Source organism: Streptomyces sp. NPDC050509 (assembly GCF_044457965.1).
Lineage (GTDB): Bacteria > Actinomycetota > Actinomycetes > Streptomycetales > Streptomycetaceae > Streptomyces.
This window is the reverse complement of record NZ_JBITHL010000004.1, coordinates 309,641-328,790: the sequence shown is the minus strand read 5'-3', so window position 1 is coordinate 328,790 and position 19,150 is coordinate 309,641. Positions and strand designations below refer to the sequence as shown.

Genomic DNA, 19,150 nt, shown 5'->3' with positions numbered 1-19,150 from the left:
GGATACAGGGAAATCAGGCGCGGGAGTTCACCGCGGACAGGGCGAGAAGAGCCGGGCCGCACAGCAGGCCGCACCCGACAGAAAGAACCGCAGAATTCCGCATACTGGCTCTCCGCCTCGACGTTCGAAACAGGCAAGATGGGACCATTACAGAGCGCGGGCTGAAAATCAGCCAGACGCGCCGAAACGCCCTGAACGTACAGCCGACCGGGGAAAGGCCCTCCGGTCACGGCCACCGGAGTCGCGCGCCCGGCCCAGCTTCACTCGTTCGGCCCGCAACCTCTGGATGTCCTCGGCGTTGATCCATAAGTCGGGCAATCGCGCCCGGCGGCCCATGCCCTCCCCATACGACCGAGGAGCCCTTCCCCATGTCGCGTATCGCCAAGGCTGTTGTTCTCTCCACCGCGGCCGCCGCCGCTGTCGCCGGTGCCTCCGGCGCCGCCTTTGCCGACAGTGGCGCCTCGGCCGCGGCCATCGGTTCCCCCGGCGTCCTGTCCGGCAACATCGTCCAGGTCCCGCTCCACGTGCCGATCAACATCTGCGGCAACACCGTCGACGTCATCGGTCTGCTGAACCCGGCGTTCGGCAACGTCTGCGTCAACAACTGACGCCGTTCCCATCGCGGAGCCGCTCTTCCCCTCCGGGGGAGGGCGGCTTTCCCGTGTGCGCCCGTCGCGGCCAGGGTTCCGTTCCCGCCACTCCACCAGTGGGCTGATAGGAGAATAGGAAGAGTTCCCCTTCATTCGGGTGGCCCGCCCAGAATTCCTTCCGCACGGAGTTTCCGGCACGCGGGGGAATCGTTAGAGAAGACGGGACCAGGGGAGGAAAACCTCCCAAAGGACCTGTGCGCGGCGAGAGTTGACTCGTATCGAAGCGCACCGGACATCACACGGAGAAGGAATCAGAATGAAGCCCATGAAGGTCGCTGCCGTCGTCGCCGGTTCCATGGTGGTCCTGGGTGCCGCCGCCCCGGCGTTCGCCGCCGAGGCGAAGTCCCCCTCGTTCAGCCTGAACGGGGCGCTGGACACCGTGGCGAGCGAGGGCCTGCGCGACGCCAAGCCGCTCCACACCAACGCCCTGGACACCGAGAACGACGGCTCCGCGCTCAACGCGGTCAAGGGCGTCACCGACAGCCTGAACAAGCCCCAGCAGGGCAACAAGCTGCTCGGCGGACTCCCGCTCGGCAAGTAAGTCCCACCGTCGTCGCCGTCCCGCCACCGCCCCTCATGGCGCTCTGCCTTGAGGGGCGGGCGGGGCCGATCGTTCCAGCGGCCGGTTCGGCGTTACGGTCAGATCCGCATGGCGGTCAGCTCGTCCAGAAGTCCCACCAGCGGGCCAGGATCAGCATCCCGATGATCCCGATGTGCAGCACGGGCAGGACCCAGGTGAACTCGGCGAGGAAGCCACGCAGCGCGGCCGGCGCGGGCAGCACCCCGGTACGGACGGTGTGGGCGGTGACGTACCAGAACATCAGGATGGTCGCGACCCACGCCAGGGAGCACCAGAGGCAGAGCGAGTTGATGCTGTACAGCGACTGGTACTGGAGCCAGGTGCAGAACCCGACGCCGAAGAGCGTCCCCGCGTTCAGCCCCAGCCAGAACCAGCCCCGGTAACGGGCCCCGGCCAGCAGCCCCACCCCGATGGCGACGACCACGGAATAGGCCGCGAGACCCAGCATCGGATTGGGAAACCCGAACACCGACGCCTGCGCGCTCTTCATGATGTTGCCGCAGGACACCACCGGATTCAGACTGCACCCCGGCGTGAAATCCGGGTCCTCCAGCAGCTTGAACTTGTCGATCGTGATCACCCACGCGGCCAGCAGCCCCGCCGCCCCCGTGACCACCAGCAGCAGCGCGAAGGCCCGGCTCGCGCCCTGTACGCCGGGCTTCTCCCCCTCGGCGTCGTCGATGCCGTCGATGCCGTCCGCCGCTTCCCTGGCGGACCTGTACCCGGTCGATGCCGCTGCCATCTCTCCGCTCCCGCTTTCCCGGCTCAGCCGCGCAGACCGCGTACCGGCACCAGGCAGTGCGCGGCGCTCAGGAGCATCTGCTCGTCGCCCGCGAAGGCGCGCAACTGCTCCTCGCCGACCGGCCGCCCCGGGGTGCCCTCGGCCCACGGCCGGGTCGCGACCAGGAAGTAGACCTGCCCGGTGTCGCGCGCGTCCTGCTGCCACTCCGGCGGTACGGGGCACTGCGCGTTGAGGTACGGCATGGTCAGCACGGCCCGGCCCGCCTCGACGATCAGCTTGATCGGGATGTTGTGCGACTGCGCGACATCGATCAGTTCGCCGCCGGGCTTCAGCCCGATGTCCGCGAGGACCGTACGCATCGCCTCCTCACCGGCCTCGGGACCGTCCCGGCCGTCGCCGAGTGAATAGGCCAGCAGGAAAGGCGCGTTGCGCTCACCGGCGGCGGGATCGCTCGTCCAGGGAATCACCGAGAGGGTACCCAGGAGGGCCGCGTACTGGGCATTGTTCGCCGCGGTATTGGTAGAGGTCATGTCTGGGCACAGTAGTGGCCCGCGGAGAATATCCGTGAGCCCGTGTCACCCAAGTGGGTTATTGCGAGGGGCAGTTACGGCCAAGTCCCGACGCCCGCCAATCGTCTCCCCGTGCGAGAGGGGCGAACACGTCCGGATTGACAGGGCACCGCGGGATGGCTGTAATGGTCGGCGTGTAGCGCGACACCGGCCATAGAGCTGTGGGCAGGCCGGCGTTCGAGCGGACACCTTTATCGAGGGACGATGCCATGAGTTCATACTCCGCACCCCGCGTCTGACACTTCCGAGGTACCCGGCGTCACCGCCGTACCCGATGCACCTGCCGTACTCGGCGTAACCGCCATTCCCCGGTGCACTGACGTACTGCGTTTCCCCGCGCCGTCCCCTTGGCTTCCTGACAGCCCGCTGTCTTTCTCCCCCCCCCTTGCACGTCACCCATTCCTTTGCACGTCACCCACCCTTTTCCCTCTTCCCCAGGAGAGTCACACCCGTATGCCCCTGTCCTTCACCCAGTCCGTCATCGAGGAGTTCCGGGCCAACGAGGGAAAGGTGGGCGGCCCTTTCGAGGGCGCCGACCTTCTCCTGCTGACCACCACGGGCGCACGGTCCGGAACGGAACACACCACTCCGCTCGGCTTCGTACGCGACGGCGACCTGCTGCTGATCGTCGGCTCGGCCGGCGGCAGCCACCGTCATCCCGACTGGTACCACAACCTGCTCGCCCACCCCATGGTGCGCGTGGAGATCGGTACGCGGGCGTACGGGGCGATCGCCGTCCCCGCCGAGGGCGAGCGGCGTGACCTGCTCTTCGAGCGCGTCGTGCGCGTGGCGCCCGGGTACGCCGACTACCAGGCCGGCACCGACCGGATCCTGCCGGTCGTGGTGCTGGAGCGCTCCGAGCCCGACGCCGCTCCCGGGACGGGCCCGGCCGATCTCGCCGAGAAGCTGATCGAGGTCCACACCTGGCTGCGCTCACAGTTGGCGCACGTACGCGTCGAGGCCGACGCACACTTCGCCGCGCGGGCGGCGCACCAGGGCCCCGGAGCGCCTCCCGCGCCCGGACTCGGCCTCCAACTGCGCCAGCACTGCCTGGCGTTCTGCGACTCGCTGACGTTCCACCACACCGGGGAGGACGCGCATCTGTTCCCGGCGCTCGCGAGCAGCCACCCCCATCTGTCCGGTGTGTTCGCCCGACTCGCCGAGGAACACCGCACGGTCGCCCGTATCCAGGGCGAGCTGCACACACTGCTGACGGAGGTCGCCACCGCGGATCCGGGCCGTTTCCGTACCGAACTCGACCGCATGTCAACCGAGTTGTCGGCCCACCTGGACTACGAGGAGGAGTCGCTGCTGCCGCTCCTGGCCGGCATTCCGTACCCGCCGGTCGCGCCCTGACCCGTTAGCGTCATCAGCGGTACGAGGCAGTCGGAGTAGAAGGAGTACGTGAAAGCCATGCCCGCGGTTCCCCCAGCAACCCCAGCAGATGACACGCCCGTGATCCTGGGCAACGAGCCCGGCTCGTTCGCCCGGAGCGTCCTGGCCACCCGCCATCCGGCGCTCATCCAGCAGGTCCGTGACGCGTTCCCCTACGGGCCCGCGCAGCACGCGGCCCTCGACGCGCTCCTCCGGGAGATCACCGACGGGGTCATGGAGCCGCTCCCCGCGGACGCCCACGACCTGGGCCGGTGGCGGAGCTGGGGGTACGACGAGCATGTGGGCCGGTCGTGGTTCGACGCGCCGTTCCTGTGGAGCGAGAGCTACTTCTACCGCAGGCTGCTGGGGGCCGTGGGGTACTTCACCCCCGGCCCCTGGCAGGGCGTCGACCCCTTCGCCCCGTTCAAACAGGCCGAGCTGCGGACCGGCGCGGTCGACGACGAACTCACCGCCCTGGACGGCCTCGCCACCCTGGCGGACGGTCCCGGGCGGCGCGACGACGACCAGGCGTACGCGCTCCTGCTGGCCTCACTCTGGGGCAACCGGGCCGACCTGGGGTTCCGTATCTCGTCCCCTTCCCCGGGGGACAGTGGCAGCTCCGGTACGGACTCGCCGCTCGTCGCGGACGACAGCGCCCTGCTCTGGTCCCTGCTCCCCGGCGGGGCGCCCGCCCGGCCCGTCCATCTGATCGCGGACAACTCGGGCCGCGAGCTGATCCCCGATCTCGTCCTCCTCGACCATCTCCTCCGTACCGGCCGCGCCGCCGGCGCCGTCCTGCACGTCAAGCCGTGCCCGTACTACGTGTCCGACGCGACCCTCGCCGATGTCATCGACGCGCTGCGCCGGCTCGGCCGGGCGCCCGGGTACGCCGCGGAGATCGGCGGGCGTCTGTGGGCGGCGATGGCGACGGGACGCCTCGACGTACGCGCGCACGACTTCTTCCGCGCGCCGCTGCCCTTCGACGCGATGCCCGCCGATCTTCGCGCCCAACTCGGCGAGGCCGCAGTGACCTTGGTCAAGGGAGACCTGAACTACCGCCGCCTGGTCGGCGACCGCGCCTGGCCCGCCACCCTGCCCTTCGCCGAGCGCACCGCGTACTTCCCGGGCCCGGTGACCGCGCTGCGCACCCTGAAGTCCGATGTGATCGTCGGCCTCAGCGACACCACCCTCACGTCATTGAACACCCGTACGGAGAAGGGGAGTTCCTGGCGGACCAGCGGCACCCACGCGCTGATCCAGACCCGGCTCAGCGACCGGTGAAGCGGGGCTCGCGCTTCTCCAGGAACGCGCGCATGCCCTCGCTCTGGTCCTCGGTCGCGAACAGCGCGTGGAACAGCCGTCGTTCGAAGAGGACCCCGTCGCGCAGCCCGGTCTCCAGGGCCCGGTCGACCGCCTCGCGTGCCGCCGTCACCGCCGGCCTGCCGTACGAGGCGACGGCGGTGGCGGCGCGCGTCGCCTCCTCCAGTACCCGGTCGTCGGGCACCACCCGGGACACCAGCCCGGACCGCTCGGCCTCGGCCGCGTCCATCGTGCGGCCGGTGAGGACGAGATCCATGGCCTTGGCGCGTCCCACCAGCCGGGTGAGGCGCTGGGTGCCGCCGATACCGGGGATCACACCGAGCTTGATCTCCGGCTGTCCGAAGACGGCGGACTCCCCCGCGATCACGATGTCGCACATCATCGCCAGCTCACAACCACCGCCGAGGGCATAGCCGTTGACGGCGGCGATCTTCGGCGTACGGAAGGCGGCGAACTCCTCCCACTGCCCGAAGTAGTCCTCGTCCGCCATCTCGACGGCCGTCTTCCCCGACATCTCCCTGATGTCGGCGCCGGCCGCGAAGACCTTCTCCGACCCGGTGACGACGAAGCAGCCGACGCCGGGGTCGCGGTCCAACGGGCCCAGGATGTCGAGGAGTTCGCGCATGAGGGCGCTGCTGAGGGCGTTGAGCACATGGGGCCGGTGGAGCCGTACGGTCACGACCCGGCCGTCCGGGCCGTGCCGCTCGGTCTTGAGGTTCAGATCCACGGAAGTGCCTCCGATAGGGGTCCGGCGGGACGTCATGAGTCCCAGATGGCGCCGTACGCGGGGATGCCACGGCGTTCGAGACCGTGCACGACCTGCCAGGTGAGCTTCTTGTTGGAGATGCAGATGACGGCCTCGGCGCCGAAGTCGCGGTACGTGGCGTACGCGAGCCGCACCATGTCGGGTTTGCCGTGGCGCGAGGTGTCCCAGATGAGCGCGTCCGGCTGGACGGCGAGGATCTCGTCGACGAGCCCGTCCCCGTACGTCACCCGCGGATCGCGGGTCGCCCACACCAGCCGTGCGGGCACCTCGGCGGCGAGGAGATGGGGCAGGCAGGGGCCGATGCCGCTGCCGGTGGCCACGTAGATCACCTTGCTGAACAGGGTCTCGATGTTCGCGACGCCCGCCGTGGTGATGCCCTTGACCCACACCCGCGCGGGCGCGTCGTCGATGAAGGATCCGGTCCAGTCGCCCGCGCGGGAGATGGTGAGCCGGAAGCCGGAGCGGCCGGGGGCGGGCACGTTGGCGAACGAGTGCCACTCCTGGAGCGGGCTGCGGCTGATCGCGGTGGACGAACCGGCGAACGGGGTGACCCCGTGGTCGAAGTGGGCCAGCGCCACATGGGACGAGGGCCGTTCGATCCGTACGTCGACCTTGCGCAGCCGCAGCCAGGGCAGCGCGACCGAGAAGGTGACGAGGGCGAGCACCCAGAGGCCGGGCTCCGCGACGACCGGTCCGCCGGCGGAGAGCGGGGGGAGCGCGGAGAGCACCGTATGCGCCCAGAAGAGCGCGAGCGCCGCCCAGCCGCCGTAACGGTGGATCTTCTCGAAGCGGTCGTGGAAGCGGGAGCGGAAGGGCGGCAGCGCGGTGGCGATGATGCCGGCGAACAGGGCGATCAGCGTGTACGCGACGACGAGCAGCGCGACACCCGCGCCGCTTCCCGTGACCCCCGCGCCGGTCAGGGCGGCGGTCTGGCCCAGGAACCACAACGCCCCCGCCACCGCCCCGCCCACATGGAGCCCGCCGAAGTGGTACACCTTCGCGAGCGTCCAGCGGAGCCTGAGCGGCCTGCGTGTGGACGGCCAGGTGGCCAGCCGGAACAGCAGGTTGATGACGTACTGCTGGCGCACGACGACGGCGAGCGCCAGGTTCGCCAGGGCGGCGAGGCCGAGGGTACGGGGGCTGTACGGGCCCGCCGCGAGGAAGCCGAGGTTGGCGAGGAGGACGAGGGCGGCGAGGCGGTTGTAGTGCATCAGGCGGGGGTGTTTGAAGAGGCGCCTGGGCCAGGAGGTGAGCGGCGGAAGCGAAACGTCGCCGACGGCGACGGGCGGAGCCGCAGGCGCGGACGCAGGCGCGGACGGAGCCGCAGGCACGGACCGAGGCCGAGCCGACGACCGGGCCGATGGCTGACCCGCCGACCGACGGACGCTCTCCTCATCAACGGAGAAGGTCACGCCCCCACCACCCCCACACGCGCGTCCCGGCCGGTGTCCCCCGCGATGTCCCCGTTGGTGTCCCCGGTGGCGAGCCGCAGCAGCGCCGCCTTGTCGATCTTTCCCCGGTCGGTCTCCGGTAGGGCGGCGAGCGGCAGCACGGCGGACGGCACGCAGTAGTACGGGAGCGCCGCCGCCACCGCCCCGCGCGCCGCCTCCGGGTCGACGTCCTGAGGACAGACGAACGAGACGAGATGCTGGGCGTCGCGCTTGAGCGTGACCGCGCGGACGCACCCCGGCAGGGACTCCAGCACGGCGGAGACGGAGTCCGGCTCGACGCGGAAGCCGCGGATCTTGACCTGGTCGTCCGTCCTGCCGAGGTGTTCCAGCTCACCGTCGGGGGTCCAGCGGCCGAGGTCCCTCGTACGGAACATGCGGCGTCCCCCGCCGAGATACGGATCGGGCGCGTACCGCTGCGCGGTCAGGGCGTCGTCGCCGAGATAGCCCGCCGACACGCAGTCGCCGCCCGCCCACATCTCGCCCACCTCGCCGATGGGGACGGGGCGGCGCCGCTCGTCGAGGACGTACACCGCGTTGTTGGGGGTCGGCCGGCCGATCGTCAGCAGCTCCGCGTCCGGGTGATGGCGCTGCATCGTGTTGACGATCGTGGTCTCCGTCGGGCCGCAGGCGTTGTGAAAGGCGCAGCGCCGCGCCCACAGATCGGCGAGGGGCCGCGGGCAGGGCTCCCCCGCCACCGCGACCGCCCGCACCCGGGGGCAGGCGGCCGGGTCGATGGAGGCGAGAACGGTGGGGGTCGCGACCAGGACGTCCGCGGTGCGCGCCGCCTCTGCGATGTCCTTGCCGCGGATGACGAGGGTGCCGCCGTGGCTGAGGCAGCCGAGGATCTCCCAGGCCGCCATGTCGAAGGCGATGTTGAGAAGCTGGGCGACCCGCGTTCCGGGTCGGATACCGAGGCTGCCGGGCTCGGTGAGCAGGATGTTGGCCACGTTCCGGTGGGTGACGGTGACCCCGTTGGGCGGGCCTGTGGTGCCGGAGGTGAAGAGGACGTAGCAGCCGTCGTCGGGCGCCGCCGTGCCGTGCCCGTAAAGACGATCGAGTTCACCCACGTCACCCACGTCACCTACGTCACCTACGTCATCCACATCACCCACGTCATCCAGCTCGACGAGATGACACACCCCGGCCGGTAAGGGCACGCGGTGCGCGTACTCCCGCTGGGTGAGGACGATCCGGGTGGCGGCCGTACGGATGACATGGCGGAGCTGGGCGGCGGGCGCGAGGCCGATGTCCTGCGGTACGTACGCCGCACCGGCCTTGAGCGTGCCGAGCAGCCCCACGAGCATCGGGATCGAGCGCCGCACGAAGAGCCCGACACGGTCGCCCGGCCGCACCCCGGCACGCCGGAGCCAGGCCGCGAGCCGGTCCGCGCGACGGTTCAGCTCCCCGTACGTGACGGTGCTGCCGCCGTGTTCGGCCGCCACGGCGTCGGGAACGGCGAGCGCCTGCTGTTCGAAGGCGCGGTGGACGAGGAGATGGGGAACACGCACGGCGGGCCCGTGCCCGAACCGCCGGAAGAGCTCGCGATCCCGCGGGGTGAGGTGGTCCAGATGCATGGGAGGGGAGACCTCCTGGCTGTTTCGAGCGACGGATGGGGGTCCGGTATTTCGAACGCCTTGCGGTCCACTGGCCGGCGGGGCCGGCGCCCCTCGCGGTCTTCCGTCCGACTGTAGTGTGCGCGCTTTAACTCTCAACTAGGCCTGTTCGGACAAGAACTGACGCCTAATCAGCCACATGTGCCGCACTCCGCCACACCGGCAACCTTCGCCACACAGTGCGACGACACCACAGGTAGGGAGAGCTGCGCGCCGGCTTCGTACACGAGGACCGGAAGCAGAGCGATGCCACCCCCACGCCCTCTCCTCCTACGGAGCAGGCTCCTGGGGCGTGTCACGCCTGAAGTCGTCCAGGAGCCGGAAGAACTCGTCGAGCGGCGTGGAGCCGGCCGGTGTACGACGCTCGATCTCCGCGACCCAGGTGAGGGAACTGGACACCCCGTACCGCCCGTGGAGCCAGTTGAGGAAGTCCTCCTCGGGCCAGAAGGCGAAGGGCTCATGGCAGGAGTGCACGGCGAGCGCCACACGGTAGCCGGTGAGGACGGACCGCAGATGCTGGAGCGAACCTCCCGGCAGCCACATGCCGGGCCGCAGACGGATCTGCTCCAGGAAGTCGTACACATCGGAGCACTCCCGCCAGTGCTTGACACTGCTGGCAGGGCTGCCTTCGGGCCGCATGGGGGCAGCCTACGACGGACACCCCGAACCGGCTCACACACTCCCGGGAACGCGAAGATCCCGCCCGATCTTCCGATCGGACGGGATCCCGTCACCATCCCCGAGCTGACTCAGGAACAGCCGTGCAGTGGGGTGTTGACGAGTACGTCTGGCGTGGGGTGATGATGCCCCTTGGAAGATCGCTTCCCGTTTTGTTGGAGAGCGTTTCCCGGCGGTCGGGGCGGGAGCGGTCGACAGGGCCCGGGCTCACGGGTGTGCTTGTCGGCGCGACGCGGCTCGACCCTGCCGAACCGGCCCATGAACGCGCCGAGCACCTGGTCCGAGACCCGCCGCCGACTGGCAACGTCTACGCGGTGACAGCGGCCACCAGCCTCGGCCAAGATCCCGAACGGCGGCTGCCGTATTAGGCGTTGCCGACGCTTGCCAGGGTTTCAGCCAGTACCAGTGGGTTGAGGTAGTCGCGGTACGAGACGACCAGGCCGTCCCTGATCCGGAGTACGGCGATGATGGTTTGGTGCAAGGGTGCACCTGTGGGGATCACGGTGCCGTGGGCGTCGTACTCGACGATCACCACCTCTGGGTCAGTGGTCTCGTGGATCACCGTGTTGCGGTACTCGTCGAACCTGACGAGGCCCTTGGCCTGGGCGGTCAGGAACGCGCGGATCTGTTCGCGGCCCTCCAGGCGGTCAGGCATACCTGCCGGTCGGTACGGCCATTCGACGTAGCCGTCCGGAGCGATCAGGCTTACGAACTTTTCGGTGTCCATCTCGCGGCCCGCGCGCAGGACCTGCTCGACGACTTCGCGTGACGTGGCAGTCACGGTCACCCCTTTCATTGAACGCTCGTTGATTGAACGAACGTAGAACGAAATGGGCCTCCGGTCAACAGTCGTAGAATGAACACGTGACCGAACCGAGCACCCGCCCTACCAGAGCGCAGCAGCGCCGCCAGAGCGAGGAGCGCATTCTCGCCGCGGCCCGCCAGATCTTCGCCGAGCTCGGCTACGACCGGACCACGATCCGCGCCGTGGCGACGGCCGCCGGTGTCGACGCCGGTCTGGTCATGCACTACTTCGGCAGCAAGGACCTGCTCTTCGCCCGCGCCACCGAGGTTCCCGCCGACGAGTTGCCCGGCGGCACCTCGGACGAGGTGGCCGAGGCGCTGCTCACGTCGCTGGGCAGGCGCCTGACCGGCGAGCCGACGGCCTCCCTGGCGGTTCTGCGCTCGATACTCACGAACGCCGACGCCGCCGATCGTTACCGGGCCGCCGGGGAGCCCCAGCTCAACCAACTCACCGAGGCGATACCGACGCCCGACGCCGACCTGCGCGCGAGCCTGCTCAGCGCGATCGTCCACGGCGTGATCGCCGAGCGGTACCTGCTGCGCCTCACGCACCTCGCGGACGCCTCACCCGAGCAGATCGTCGACCTGCTCCGCCCATGCTTCCAAAGCCTGGCCACACCCCCAACGACCGAACCCGCAAGCGGCCAGGAAGCCGACCGCTCCCCTACCCCACCGGCATCGGTGAAGCCCCTGTAGGCGTTCCCGTGCCGTCTGTCCGCCGACGGCCAGCGGGAATCGCGAACCGTCATGTTCCAGTTGCTGGGGAGTAGCCTCCCCCATCTCTGAAGAGACGCCGCGGTCCCGGACGTCGGGTATCGGAACCGATTCGGACTTGCGGACCACCACCGGCGAGGAGTTCCGTACGGTTGTTTCCGGGCAATGCCCCTCTTGCGGGTGATGGCGGCGTCATGAATTTCGAAGTACTTTCAAAGTCACGAGTATCGAGAACGCTGCCGTGAACTTCTCCGAGCTGGTGAACAAGAACAAGCAGACGCTCGCCCGGCTTAAGGACTCACCACGGCTGCTGTTGCACCGCAGAGATGGTGAGGACCTGGTCCTCACCACCGTGGCACGGGCCGAGCAGGACCAAACCCGCCTGGCGCCCTGCCAGCCACGGCCAAAGAGGTTCGGCCTCACCCAGGCCGCGGCCGGCCAGGTGCCGGACCTGGTGGAACGTGACTTCACCGCCGCTGCGCCCGGCGAAAAGCCCGTCGGTGACATCACCTACATCGCGACCGGGGAGGGCTGGCTGTACCTCGCGACGGTCATCGACTGCTCCACGAAGGAAGTCATCGGTTACGCGATGGACGACCACTGCCAAACTCCGTTGATATCCAGGGCCATACGTAACGCTGCACGGAACAGGAAGCTCACCAAGGGCGCAATATTCCACTCCGATCGCGGAAGTAACTACATGTCAGCCGAGTTCGGGAAGGTGCTCGATCGGCTTGGGCTTCGCAAATCCTCCGGACGTACCGGAATCTGTTTCGACAACGCTATGGCCGAGTCATTCTTCGGCGCCCTGAAGAACGAGCGCGTATCGCGCGTGACTTACCTGACCCGCGAGGCCGCCCGGCAGGACATCACTCGTTACATCGAATTCTGGTACAGTCGCAAACGCCTCCACTCGGCGGTGGGTTACCGCCCGCGTGAAGTTCACGCCGAGTACGAGAAGCTGCGAATCGCCGCGTGAAATAAACGGTCAGAAGCCTGTCCGGAAAACGCGAGACCCCTCAGGGCCCCGGTGTCCAAGCAGAACGGACGCCAGGACCTCGCCGAGGCCGCCGGCCGCAAGGATGAACCCCAGCGCGATACAGTCACCATCCAGGACCCTGCCGACCAGCAGTGGGACCAGTGCTCCGAGGGGCGCAAAGGCGACGAAATCCCCAAGGGCCGCGCCGATCGGTGCCGGTGGCGTCGAAGTAATGTGGCGCGGGTGACGAAGACCGAGCAGGGCAGCGTGCCGCGCCGCGGCACCACGACTCGCGACCGGCTCTACGAAGCGGCGGCGGCGCTGTTCGTGGAGCGCGGCTACGAGGCCACCACGATGGCCGACATTGCCGAACGGGCCGGCACATCACGCCGCACCGCCTTTAACCATTTCCCCAGCAAGAACGACATTCCGATGCTGTGGACCCGCAAGTTGGCAGACACCGCCGTGGCCGAGGCCACCGACGCCTCCGACGAAGTGCCTGAGCGGATCCGTGCCTACCTGCACCTGATCAGCGAGATGGTGCAGGCCGAGCCGGAGCTCTCGCGGCAGATGATGCTGGGCTGGACCGCGGCCGTCGGGCCGATCCGCTATGAGTCCCAGCTGCTGACCGACCTCGCCCCGCTGCTGCGCGAGGGCCAGGCGCACGGCCAGGTGGACCCCGGCGTCGACGTCGACGTGGCTGCCCGCACCCTCAGTGACACGCTCATGGGCGCGACCCTCCGCTGGGTTCGCGAGCGCGACCGCCTGCTCCAGGACATGGTCGACGAGGGGGTCGAGCTGATCCTCGCCGCGGTGCGTCCGCGCTCCTGACGGGGCAGGTACGGGAACAGCCCGTGCAGGTGGGCGTGGGCACAGCGCAGCCACCGGGCGTCGGAGACGAAGCCCAGCAGTGCCTGCCTCACTGCCGGGATGACCAACTCCGCGTCGCTGAGCTTCGGTTGAAGGGCCACCCGCGGACGCCACGGTGCCCAAATCCGGGGAAGCCTTGGTTGCCCACGATTGCACTTGAGTGCAGAATGAGGTGGCGCAAGGAGGATTCGATGATGACCATGACGACAATTCGACCGGCCGGTGGCCGGTCTCCAGGCGTTTGGTGGAGCGAGTGATGCGTGCGATGGTGTGCGACGAGTTCGGTGGACCGGAGCAGTTCCGCGAGCGCGAGATGGACCGGCCCCCCATCGGCCCCAACAGCGTGCTGGTCAGGCTGACGCACGCAGGCGTCAATCCCGGCGACGCCCGGATCCGGCAGGGGCAATTCGTCCCACGGGCGCGGCACCACTTCCCGATGGTGCTCGGGCTCGAAGGGGCCGGGTTCGTGGAGGAGATCGGCCTCTCGGGCTCGCCCTTCGAGCTCGGCCAAGCGGTGTACGGCTTCTTCCTGCACGATTATGTGGGGGACGGGACCTACGCCGAGTTGGCGCCGACGCGATCGACCCAACTGGTTCCGGTCCCTCCGGGGATCCCCATGCGGGAGGCAGCCGCGGTCGCATGCGCCGGCGGCACGGCAATGGTGCTGGTGGAGGAGCTTTTGCAGGTCGGACCCGGAGACACTGTCGTGGTCCTGGGCGCGGCCGGTGGCGTGGGCCACTTCGCCGTCCAGGTAGCAGTCGCATCGGGGGCGGAGGTCATCGGCGTGGCACGATCGTCGAATCACGAGTTCGTCCGCGGGTTGGGGGCTGCCCACGTGGTCGACTACCGCACCGAGGACGTATCCGCCGCCGTCGCCAAGTTGGCTCCCAAGGGTGTCGATGCCGCGGTGGACACGGTGGGTGGCGCAGCACAGGCACAGCTGTCCGACATGGTTCGTCATGGCGGGCGGGTGGCGTCGTGCGTTCACGCAGCCGAGACCCCGGAATTCGTCGCGCGTCACCAGTCCTTCGAGTACAGGTTCTTCGAGGCGACCCCTAGCCGTATGCAGCGGCTCAACGAACACGTTGCGAGCCGTCGCGTTCGTCCGCGGATAACCCGCGAGTTGCCGTTGTCCTCCGTGGCGGAGGGGCATCGCGCCATCGATGCGGGCGAAGCAAGAGGCAAGATCGTCCTGAGGATCGATGACGCCTCCTGACTGCCCCCATGGTGTTGAACGGGCGAGTGGAGCGCGAAGCGTTCGAGCCGGCGCCGGCCGACTCCGGCGATGAGCAGGCGCGGTCCTGCATACGCCTCGGGCCGGGGTCCCGGCCCTTGAGTCCTGCGGCCTCATGGAGTCATGTCAGGTAGGCCGAGACTTCCGCCGGTGCTCACAGTGGCCGAGTGGCGGACGCTTGAGGGGTGGGCGAGTCGGCGCAGTACCGCGCAAGGCTCGTACCAGCGGGCGCACATCGTGCTGATGCGCGCAGACGGGATGGCGAACAGGTCGGTGGGCGCCGGGTTGGGGATCACCCGGGGGACGGCCGGGCGGTGGCGCAACCGGTTCGTCGCGCTCAACATCGCCGCCGGCAAGGTGATGGGCAAGGTCTCCGCCCGACACGCGACCGAGGACTTCAAGAAGTTCCTCGACGTGCCGAGCCGGCGGGTCGGGTCGGATCGGATCGACGTCGAGTACGTCGAGGAACTGGGCTTGGATGCGTTCGCCGACCAGGACGACCCGTGGGCCGGTGGGCCGGTGGCGGTGCCGCTGCGCATTCGCAGGTCGGACAGGGCGGCGAGGATCAGTTCGGCGGTGGGCCGTAGGGACTGGTTGCTGCCCGACTGGAGGCCGCGCATGCTGCACCGGCTGCCCAGGGCCTGGCGGACCTGGCGCTCGATCGGGCAGAAGACCCGCAGGGCCAGGCAGATCACGGCGATCAGAGTGGCGATGCGGCGGCTGTTCCACCGATCGGGCCCCTTGACGTCGCAACCGTCGACACATTCTGCACCACGGTGCAAAATAGGTGTCTGCACTGCGGTGCAAAACGAACATGGATCCGCGGCCGACGGCATTGGTTGACCCGTCGCAGGCTGTGAACTCACGAAGGGACCGGAGCAAGGGGCGTACCCAGCCGTCGTGTGCCGCGTGGACACAAACCCGACTTCCAGCAACTCGCCGTTGCCACCGAGGAGATCGTGACGTGATACCCAGCTACTCGAACGGACCCCACGACCTCGGCGGTGATTGTCATGCATGGCTGCTGCCCGACGGGCACTGGGGGGAGAGCAACACCGGCCTGATCCGGGGTGATGGGGAGTCCCTTCTGGTGGACACCCACCTGGACCTCGCCCACACCACGCAGATGCTCGCCGCCTTCAGCCCGCTGACAGCGGGCCATCCGATCCGAACGGTGGTCAACACCCACTCCGATGGTGATCACTGGTTCGGAAACCAGCTCGTCGCCGGTCCGGGCGTGGACATCATTGCTTCCGCTGCGGCGGCGGAACTGATGACGCCCACCGGTGCGATGGAGCTGGCGAAACTGTGGCATCGCGAGGACCAGGTGGGGGATTTCGTCCGTTCCGTAGCCGGCGGCTTTGCCCCGTCCGGGATCACCGCCACTCCACCGACACATACGTTCAGCGGGTCGTTGGAATTGAACATCGGTGGGCGGCAGGTGCGGCTCACGGAGGTTGGGCCTGCGCACACTCCAGGCGACGTCCTCGTCTACGTACCGGACGCGAAGGTGGTCTTCACAGGGGACATCCTCTTCATCGGGGCTGCTCCATTGGTATGGGAGGGCCCTTTGTCACGCTGCATCGCCGCCTGCGACGAGATCCTCGACCTCGAACTCGTCGCCATCGTGCCGGGTCATGGTCCGGTCACCGACAAGGCTGGAGTCCAGCGGGTCCGCGACTACCTCGCCTATGTCGAAGCGGAGGCCACCAAGCGCTTCGAAGCGGGGCTCAGCATGGAGGAAGCAATTGCGTCGATCGACCTCGGCGCCTTTGCCGACATGGCAGAGCATGAGCGCATTGCCGCGAACGTGCTCAACCGCTACCAGGAACTCGATCCCACACGCCCACGCGCCGACCGGCTTGAGCAGTTCGCGCACATGGCCGACTTTCATCGCGCAGCCGGCCTGAACTCGCACGGGACGATCGGAGAAGGCGCATGAAAATCGCCCGCATCAAGCTCGACGGGGCCACCACCATCGGCATCGTCGAGGGGGACAACGTACAGCCCCTGACGGTCACGGCCGACCTCGACGAACTTCTGATGGCCACGCCGGATGAGCGGGCGGACCTGGTAGGACGCCTAGCGGAGGGGAAGCAGGTCGACCTGTCCTCGGTGATGCTGCTGTCTCCCGTACAACCCAGGACCCTGAGGGACTACATCACGTTCGAAGAGCACCTCGAAGGGAGCCTGAAGGGACTCGGGATGACCCCCCATCCCGCGTGGTACGAACAGCCGGTCTTCTACTTCTCCAACACCAACGCCGTCATCGGCCCCGACCATCCGGTGGAGGTACCCCCCGGATGCCACAGGCTGGACTTCGAACTTGAGCTTGCAGCCGTCGTCGGGAAGCCCGGGAAGGACCTGACGCCCGAGCAGGCATCCGAACACATCGCGGGCTACACCTTGTACAACGACTGGTCTGCCCGTGACCTGATGACGCCGGTGATACCTCTCGGTCTCGGGCCTGTGAAGGGCAAGGACTTCGCCAACACCCTCGGGCCGTGGATCGTGACCGCGGACGAGCTCGCGCCGTATCGCCGCGGCGACCGCCTGGCGCTTGAGATGCACGCGGAGGTCAACGGTGTCCCCCTGCCCGGCGGGGGTGACAACTCGGCCAACATGTCGTGGTCGTTCGAGGAGATCGTCGCCTTCGCCTCACGGGGTGCCGAACTGTTGCCGGGCGACGTGCTGGCGGCAGGAACATGCGGGGGCGGATCCCTACTGGAGTACTGGGCCTGGACCGGCAGCGAGGACCCGCCACCGCTGCGTCCCGGGGACGTGGTGACACTCGTGGCGGAGGGCATCGGGACGGTCTCGAACCAGGTCGTGCCCGGGGCGACGCCGGTGAAGTTGCCACGGGCGCGAACGGCGAAGAATCGGCGTCCGCGGCCTTGGACCGAAGTCTCGGGTTCGTGACGCCTCGCCACCGGCGCCGAGCAGCGGGGTGCTCGCAGTCAAATCCCGGAGACCAGGATGCCTGTGCCACGCCCATCGGCTCGGATCGAGCCCGACGCGGACGGGAAGCACAGGACGGAACAGGCGAGGGCTGTCTCGCCGGGGTGGGTTCGCGGCCCGCACAACGCTCCGAGAGCAGTCGCGACGCCGGGTCCGCTGCTCCGACCATCGAATCCGCTATCAGTTGGCGCCACGCGTCCACGCCACTACAGAACGTCACAACAACGAAAGGCGAAGCGCGGTGAAGAAGACACTTCTGAAGAACGCCATGCTGGCGACAATGGATCCCTCGACCCGCGATCTCGCCGTGGGCGACCTCCTCATCGTCGACGACCGCATCGAGCGCATCGGGACCGGGATCGAGTCCGACGACGCGGAGGTCATCGACGCGACCGGGATGATCGCGAGCCCCGGTTTCGTCGACACCCACCGCCACGTGTGGCAGTCGCTGCTGCGCGGCGTCGCGGTGAACTGGAGCCTCTTCGAGTACATGGTCGAGATGAGGACCATGTACCCCGTCTGCTACCAGGTGGATGACGCCTACCTGGGCAATCACTACGGCGCACTGGAGGCGATCAACGCGGGCGTCACCACCCTCGTCGACCACTCCCACCTCCAGGTCTCCGCGGAGCACTCGGACGCCCTGGTCCGGGGGCTCAAGGACGCGGGGATCCGCGGCATCTTCGGCTACGGCGTCTACCGCAACCCTCGCTACACGCCGGGAGAGGCCATTGACCCATCCGCGATCATCGCCGAGATCGCCGGGCCCATCGAGGCGTTCCACCGCGAGAACGCGGCGCGTGTGCGGGAGGAGCACTTTCCGAGCAACGACGGGCTGCTGCGCTTCGGCATCGCCAGCAGCGAGTTCTTCACGTTCCCGAGCATGGAGCCGATCCTTGAGGAGCTCGTGTGGAGCCGGAAGCTGGAGCCCGCACGGATCACCTTCCACGCGGCCATCGGCCTCAACGACGACGGCAACATCATCGAGAGCCTGGCGGCTGCCGACGCGCTCGGCGACGACCTGCTGCTGTCCCACGGAAACTGCCTCACTGACGACGACCTGGCCCTGATCGCGCGGGAAGGGGGGTGGCTCTCGACGACGCCGGACACCGAGCTGCAGATGTCCGGCACGTTCCCGGTTCTGGAACGTGTGGTGAAGTCCGGGCGGATGCCCTCCCTGGGCGTCGACATCGTCTCGGCCTTCAACGGTGACATGTTCACCCAGATGCGCCTGTTGCTGCAGGCGATCCGCTTCCGGGACAACGAGCTGACCACCCCGGGTGGGCTGCCCAGCAGCGCCCGGTTTCCCGCTGCGAAGATGCTGGAGTACGCAACGCTCGGCGGGGCGACCTGCATGGGCCTCGAAAACGAGATCGGCAGCCTCACCGTGGGCAAGAAAGCCGACGTCGTCCTGACCCGCCTCGACGCCGTGAACACCGCCGCCCTGCGCGACCCGGTCGCCGCTCTGGTCTTCTACGCCAACCCTCATGACGTCGAGTACGTGTGGATCGACGGCGTCGCCCGCAAGCGCGCCGGACAGCTTCAGGGTGATTCCTGGGCCTCGGTGGAACGGCGCGTCCAGAAGGCGCGAGACGGCATCGACGAACGTTTCACCAGGATCGATGCCAGGGCGATGCGCAGGGCCTGGGAGCCCGTTTGGGGGCTGGAGCCCGGCGCCTCCGATTGACGTGGGGGGGGGATCCGGTGCGCGTCACCAGTTGCGGATGATCGCATGACGACTCCGGTTCGCCAGACGTGGGCGAACCTGTCGCAGCGAGTTGTCCGCGGGCGGCGCACGTTTGGGGCCCGGAAGCTCCCGGTCTGCGCGTGAGAAGCAGGAATCACGCG

General features: G+C 68.5%; 19 protein-coding genes. 12 read left to right on the top strand and 7 right to left on the bottom strand.

Annotated elements, in window-relative coordinates; genetic code table 11:
- Positions 1 to 368 precede the first annotated feature (368 nt).
- Positions 369 to 608, top strand: a complete 240-nt coding sequence (locus tag ACIBJC_RS13915; RefSeq protein WP_329821352.1) for a chaplin — start codon at positions 369 to 371, stop codon at positions 606 to 608.
- A 298-nt stretch (positions 609 to 906) separates the two neighbouring features.
- Positions 907 to 1,191 carry a hypothetical protein gene (locus ACIBJC_RS13910; RefSeq protein WP_399291799.1) on the top strand — a complete coding sequence of 95 codons (285 nt, stop codon included), beginning with the start codon at positions 907 to 909 and terminating at the stop codon, positions 1,189 to 1,191.
- Positions 1,192 to 1,306: 115 nt separating this feature from the next.
- Here the strand turns inward: ACIBJC_RS13910 and ACIBJC_RS13905 are convergent, their stop codons facing one another.
- Both ACIBJC_RS13905 and ACIBJC_RS13900 read right to left on the bottom strand, forming a co-directional pair.
- On the bottom strand, positions 1,307 to 1,972 hold the full coding sequence (locus ACIBJC_RS13905; RefSeq protein WP_399291797.1) for a vitamin K epoxide reductase family protein: 666 nt from the start codon (positions 1,970 to 1,972) through the stop codon (positions 1,307 to 1,309).
- 23 nt (positions 1,973 to 1,995) lie between these two features.
- The gene (locus ACIBJC_RS13900) at positions 1,996 to 2,502 is read right to left on the bottom strand and encodes a DUF5949 family protein (protein WP_399291795.1); all 507 of its coding nucleotides are present in this window, start codon (positions 2,500 to 2,502) and stop codon (positions 1,996 to 1,998) included.
- 492 nt (positions 2,503 to 2,994) lie between these two features.
- Between ACIBJC_RS13900 and ACIBJC_RS13895 the strand changes: the two genes are divergently transcribed.
- Positions 2,995 to 3,897 carry a nitroreductase/quinone reductase family protein gene (locus tag ACIBJC_RS13895; protein WP_399291793.1) on the top strand — a complete coding sequence of 301 codons (903 nt, stop codon included), beginning with the start codon at positions 2,995 to 2,997 and terminating at the stop codon, positions 3,895 to 3,897.
- Between the two features lie 57 nt (positions 3,898 to 3,954).
- Positions 3,955 to 5,196 (top strand): damage-control phosphatase ARMT1 family protein, encoded by a 1,242-nt coding sequence (locus ACIBJC_RS13890; protein WP_399291791.1) that lies wholly within the window; start codon positions 3,955 to 3,957, stop codon positions 5,194 to 5,196.
- Here the strand turns inward: ACIBJC_RS13890 and ACIBJC_RS13885 are convergent.
- From ACIBJC_RS13885 to ACIBJC_RS13865, 5 genes are all read right to left on the bottom strand, one after another.
- Positions 5,183 to 5,962 carry an enoyl-CoA hydratase-related protein gene (locus tag ACIBJC_RS13885; protein WP_399291789.1) on the bottom strand — a complete coding sequence of 260 codons (780 nt, stop codon included), beginning with the start codon at positions 5,960 to 5,962 and terminating at the stop codon, positions 5,183 to 5,185. The genes ACIBJC_RS13890 and ACIBJC_RS13885 overlap by 14 nt on opposite strands.
- A 32-nt stretch (positions 5,963 to 5,994) precedes the next feature.
- Positions 5,995 to 7,212, bottom strand: a complete 1,218-nt coding sequence (locus tag ACIBJC_RS13880; RefSeq protein ID WP_399291787.1) for a hypothetical protein — start codon at positions 7,210 to 7,212, stop codon at positions 5,995 to 5,997.
- A 197-nt stretch (positions 7,213 to 7,409) separates the two neighbouring features.
- Positions 7,410 to 9,026, bottom strand: a complete 1,617-nt coding sequence (locus ACIBJC_RS13875; protein WP_399291786.1) for an amino acid adenylation domain-containing protein — start codon at positions 9,024 to 9,026, stop codon at positions 7,410 to 7,412.
- A 309-nt stretch (positions 9,027 to 9,335) separates the two neighbouring features.
- Complete coding sequence (locus tag ACIBJC_RS13870) at positions 9,336 to 9,704, bottom strand: hypothetical protein (protein ID WP_399291784.1); 369 nt, start codon at positions 9,702 to 9,704, stop codon at positions 9,336 to 9,338.
- A gap of 403 nt (positions 9,705 to 10,107) precedes the next feature.
- On the bottom strand, positions 10,108 to 10,530 hold the full coding sequence (locus ACIBJC_RS13865; protein ID WP_399291782.1) for a nuclear transport factor 2 family protein: 423 nt from the start codon (positions 10,528 to 10,530) through the stop codon (positions 10,108 to 10,110).
- A 77-nt stretch (positions 10,531 to 10,607) separates the two neighbouring features.
- Here ACIBJC_RS13865 and ACIBJC_RS13860 point away from each other — a divergent pair, with 77 nt between their 5' ends.
- From ACIBJC_RS13860 to ACIBJC_RS13825, 8 genes are all read left to right on the top strand, one after another.
- On the top strand, positions 10,608 to 11,243 hold the full coding sequence (locus ACIBJC_RS13860) for a TetR/AcrR family transcriptional regulator (RefSeq protein WP_399291780.1): 636 nt from the start codon (positions 10,608 to 10,610) through the stop codon (positions 11,241 to 11,243).
- A gap of 259 nt (positions 11,244 to 11,502) precedes the next feature.
- Positions 11,503 to 12,240 carry an IS3 family transposase gene (locus tag ACIBJC_RS13855; protein ID WP_399291778.1) on the top strand — a complete coding sequence of 246 codons (738 nt, stop codon included), beginning with the start codon at positions 11,503 to 11,505 and terminating at the stop codon, positions 12,238 to 12,240.
- A 51-nt stretch (positions 12,241 to 12,291) separates the two neighbouring features.
- Positions 12,292 to 13,071 (top strand): TetR/AcrR family transcriptional regulator, encoded by a 780-nt coding sequence (locus ACIBJC_RS13850; protein WP_399291776.1) that lies wholly within the window; start codon positions 12,292 to 12,294, stop codon positions 13,069 to 13,071.
- 199 nt (positions 13,072 to 13,270) lie between these two features.
- Positions 13,271 to 14,326 (top strand): zinc-binding alcohol dehydrogenase family protein, encoded by a 1,056-nt coding sequence (locus ACIBJC_RS13845; protein ID WP_399291775.1) that lies wholly within the window; start codon positions 13,271 to 13,273, stop codon positions 14,324 to 14,326.
- Positions 14,327 to 14,494: 168 nt separating this feature from the next.
- Positions 14,495 to 15,187 (top strand): helix-turn-helix domain-containing protein, encoded by a 693-nt coding sequence (locus ACIBJC_RS13840; protein ID WP_399291773.1) that lies wholly within the window; start codon positions 14,495 to 14,497, stop codon positions 15,185 to 15,187.
- A gap of 121 nt (positions 15,188 to 15,308) precedes the next feature.
- The gene (locus ACIBJC_RS13835) at positions 15,309 to 16,286 is read left to right on the top strand and encodes an MBL fold metallo-hydrolase (protein ID WP_399291771.1); all 978 of its coding nucleotides are present in this window, start codon (positions 15,309 to 15,311) and stop codon (positions 16,284 to 16,286) included.
- Positions 16,283 to 17,263, top strand: coding sequence for a fumarylacetoacetate hydrolase family protein (locus ACIBJC_RS13830; protein WP_399291769.1), 981 nt, complete (start codon positions 16,283 to 16,285; stop codon positions 17,261 to 17,263). Before ACIBJC_RS13835 ends, ACIBJC_RS13830 begins: the two co-directional genes overlap by 4 nt.
- A gap of 280 nt (positions 17,264 to 17,543) precedes the next feature.
- On the top strand, positions 17,544 to 18,989 hold the full coding sequence (locus tag ACIBJC_RS13825) for an amidohydrolase family protein (RefSeq protein ID WP_326611836.1): 1,446 nt from the start codon (positions 17,544 to 17,546) through the stop codon (positions 18,987 to 18,989).
- Positions 18,990 to 19,150: the final 161 nt, after the last annotated feature.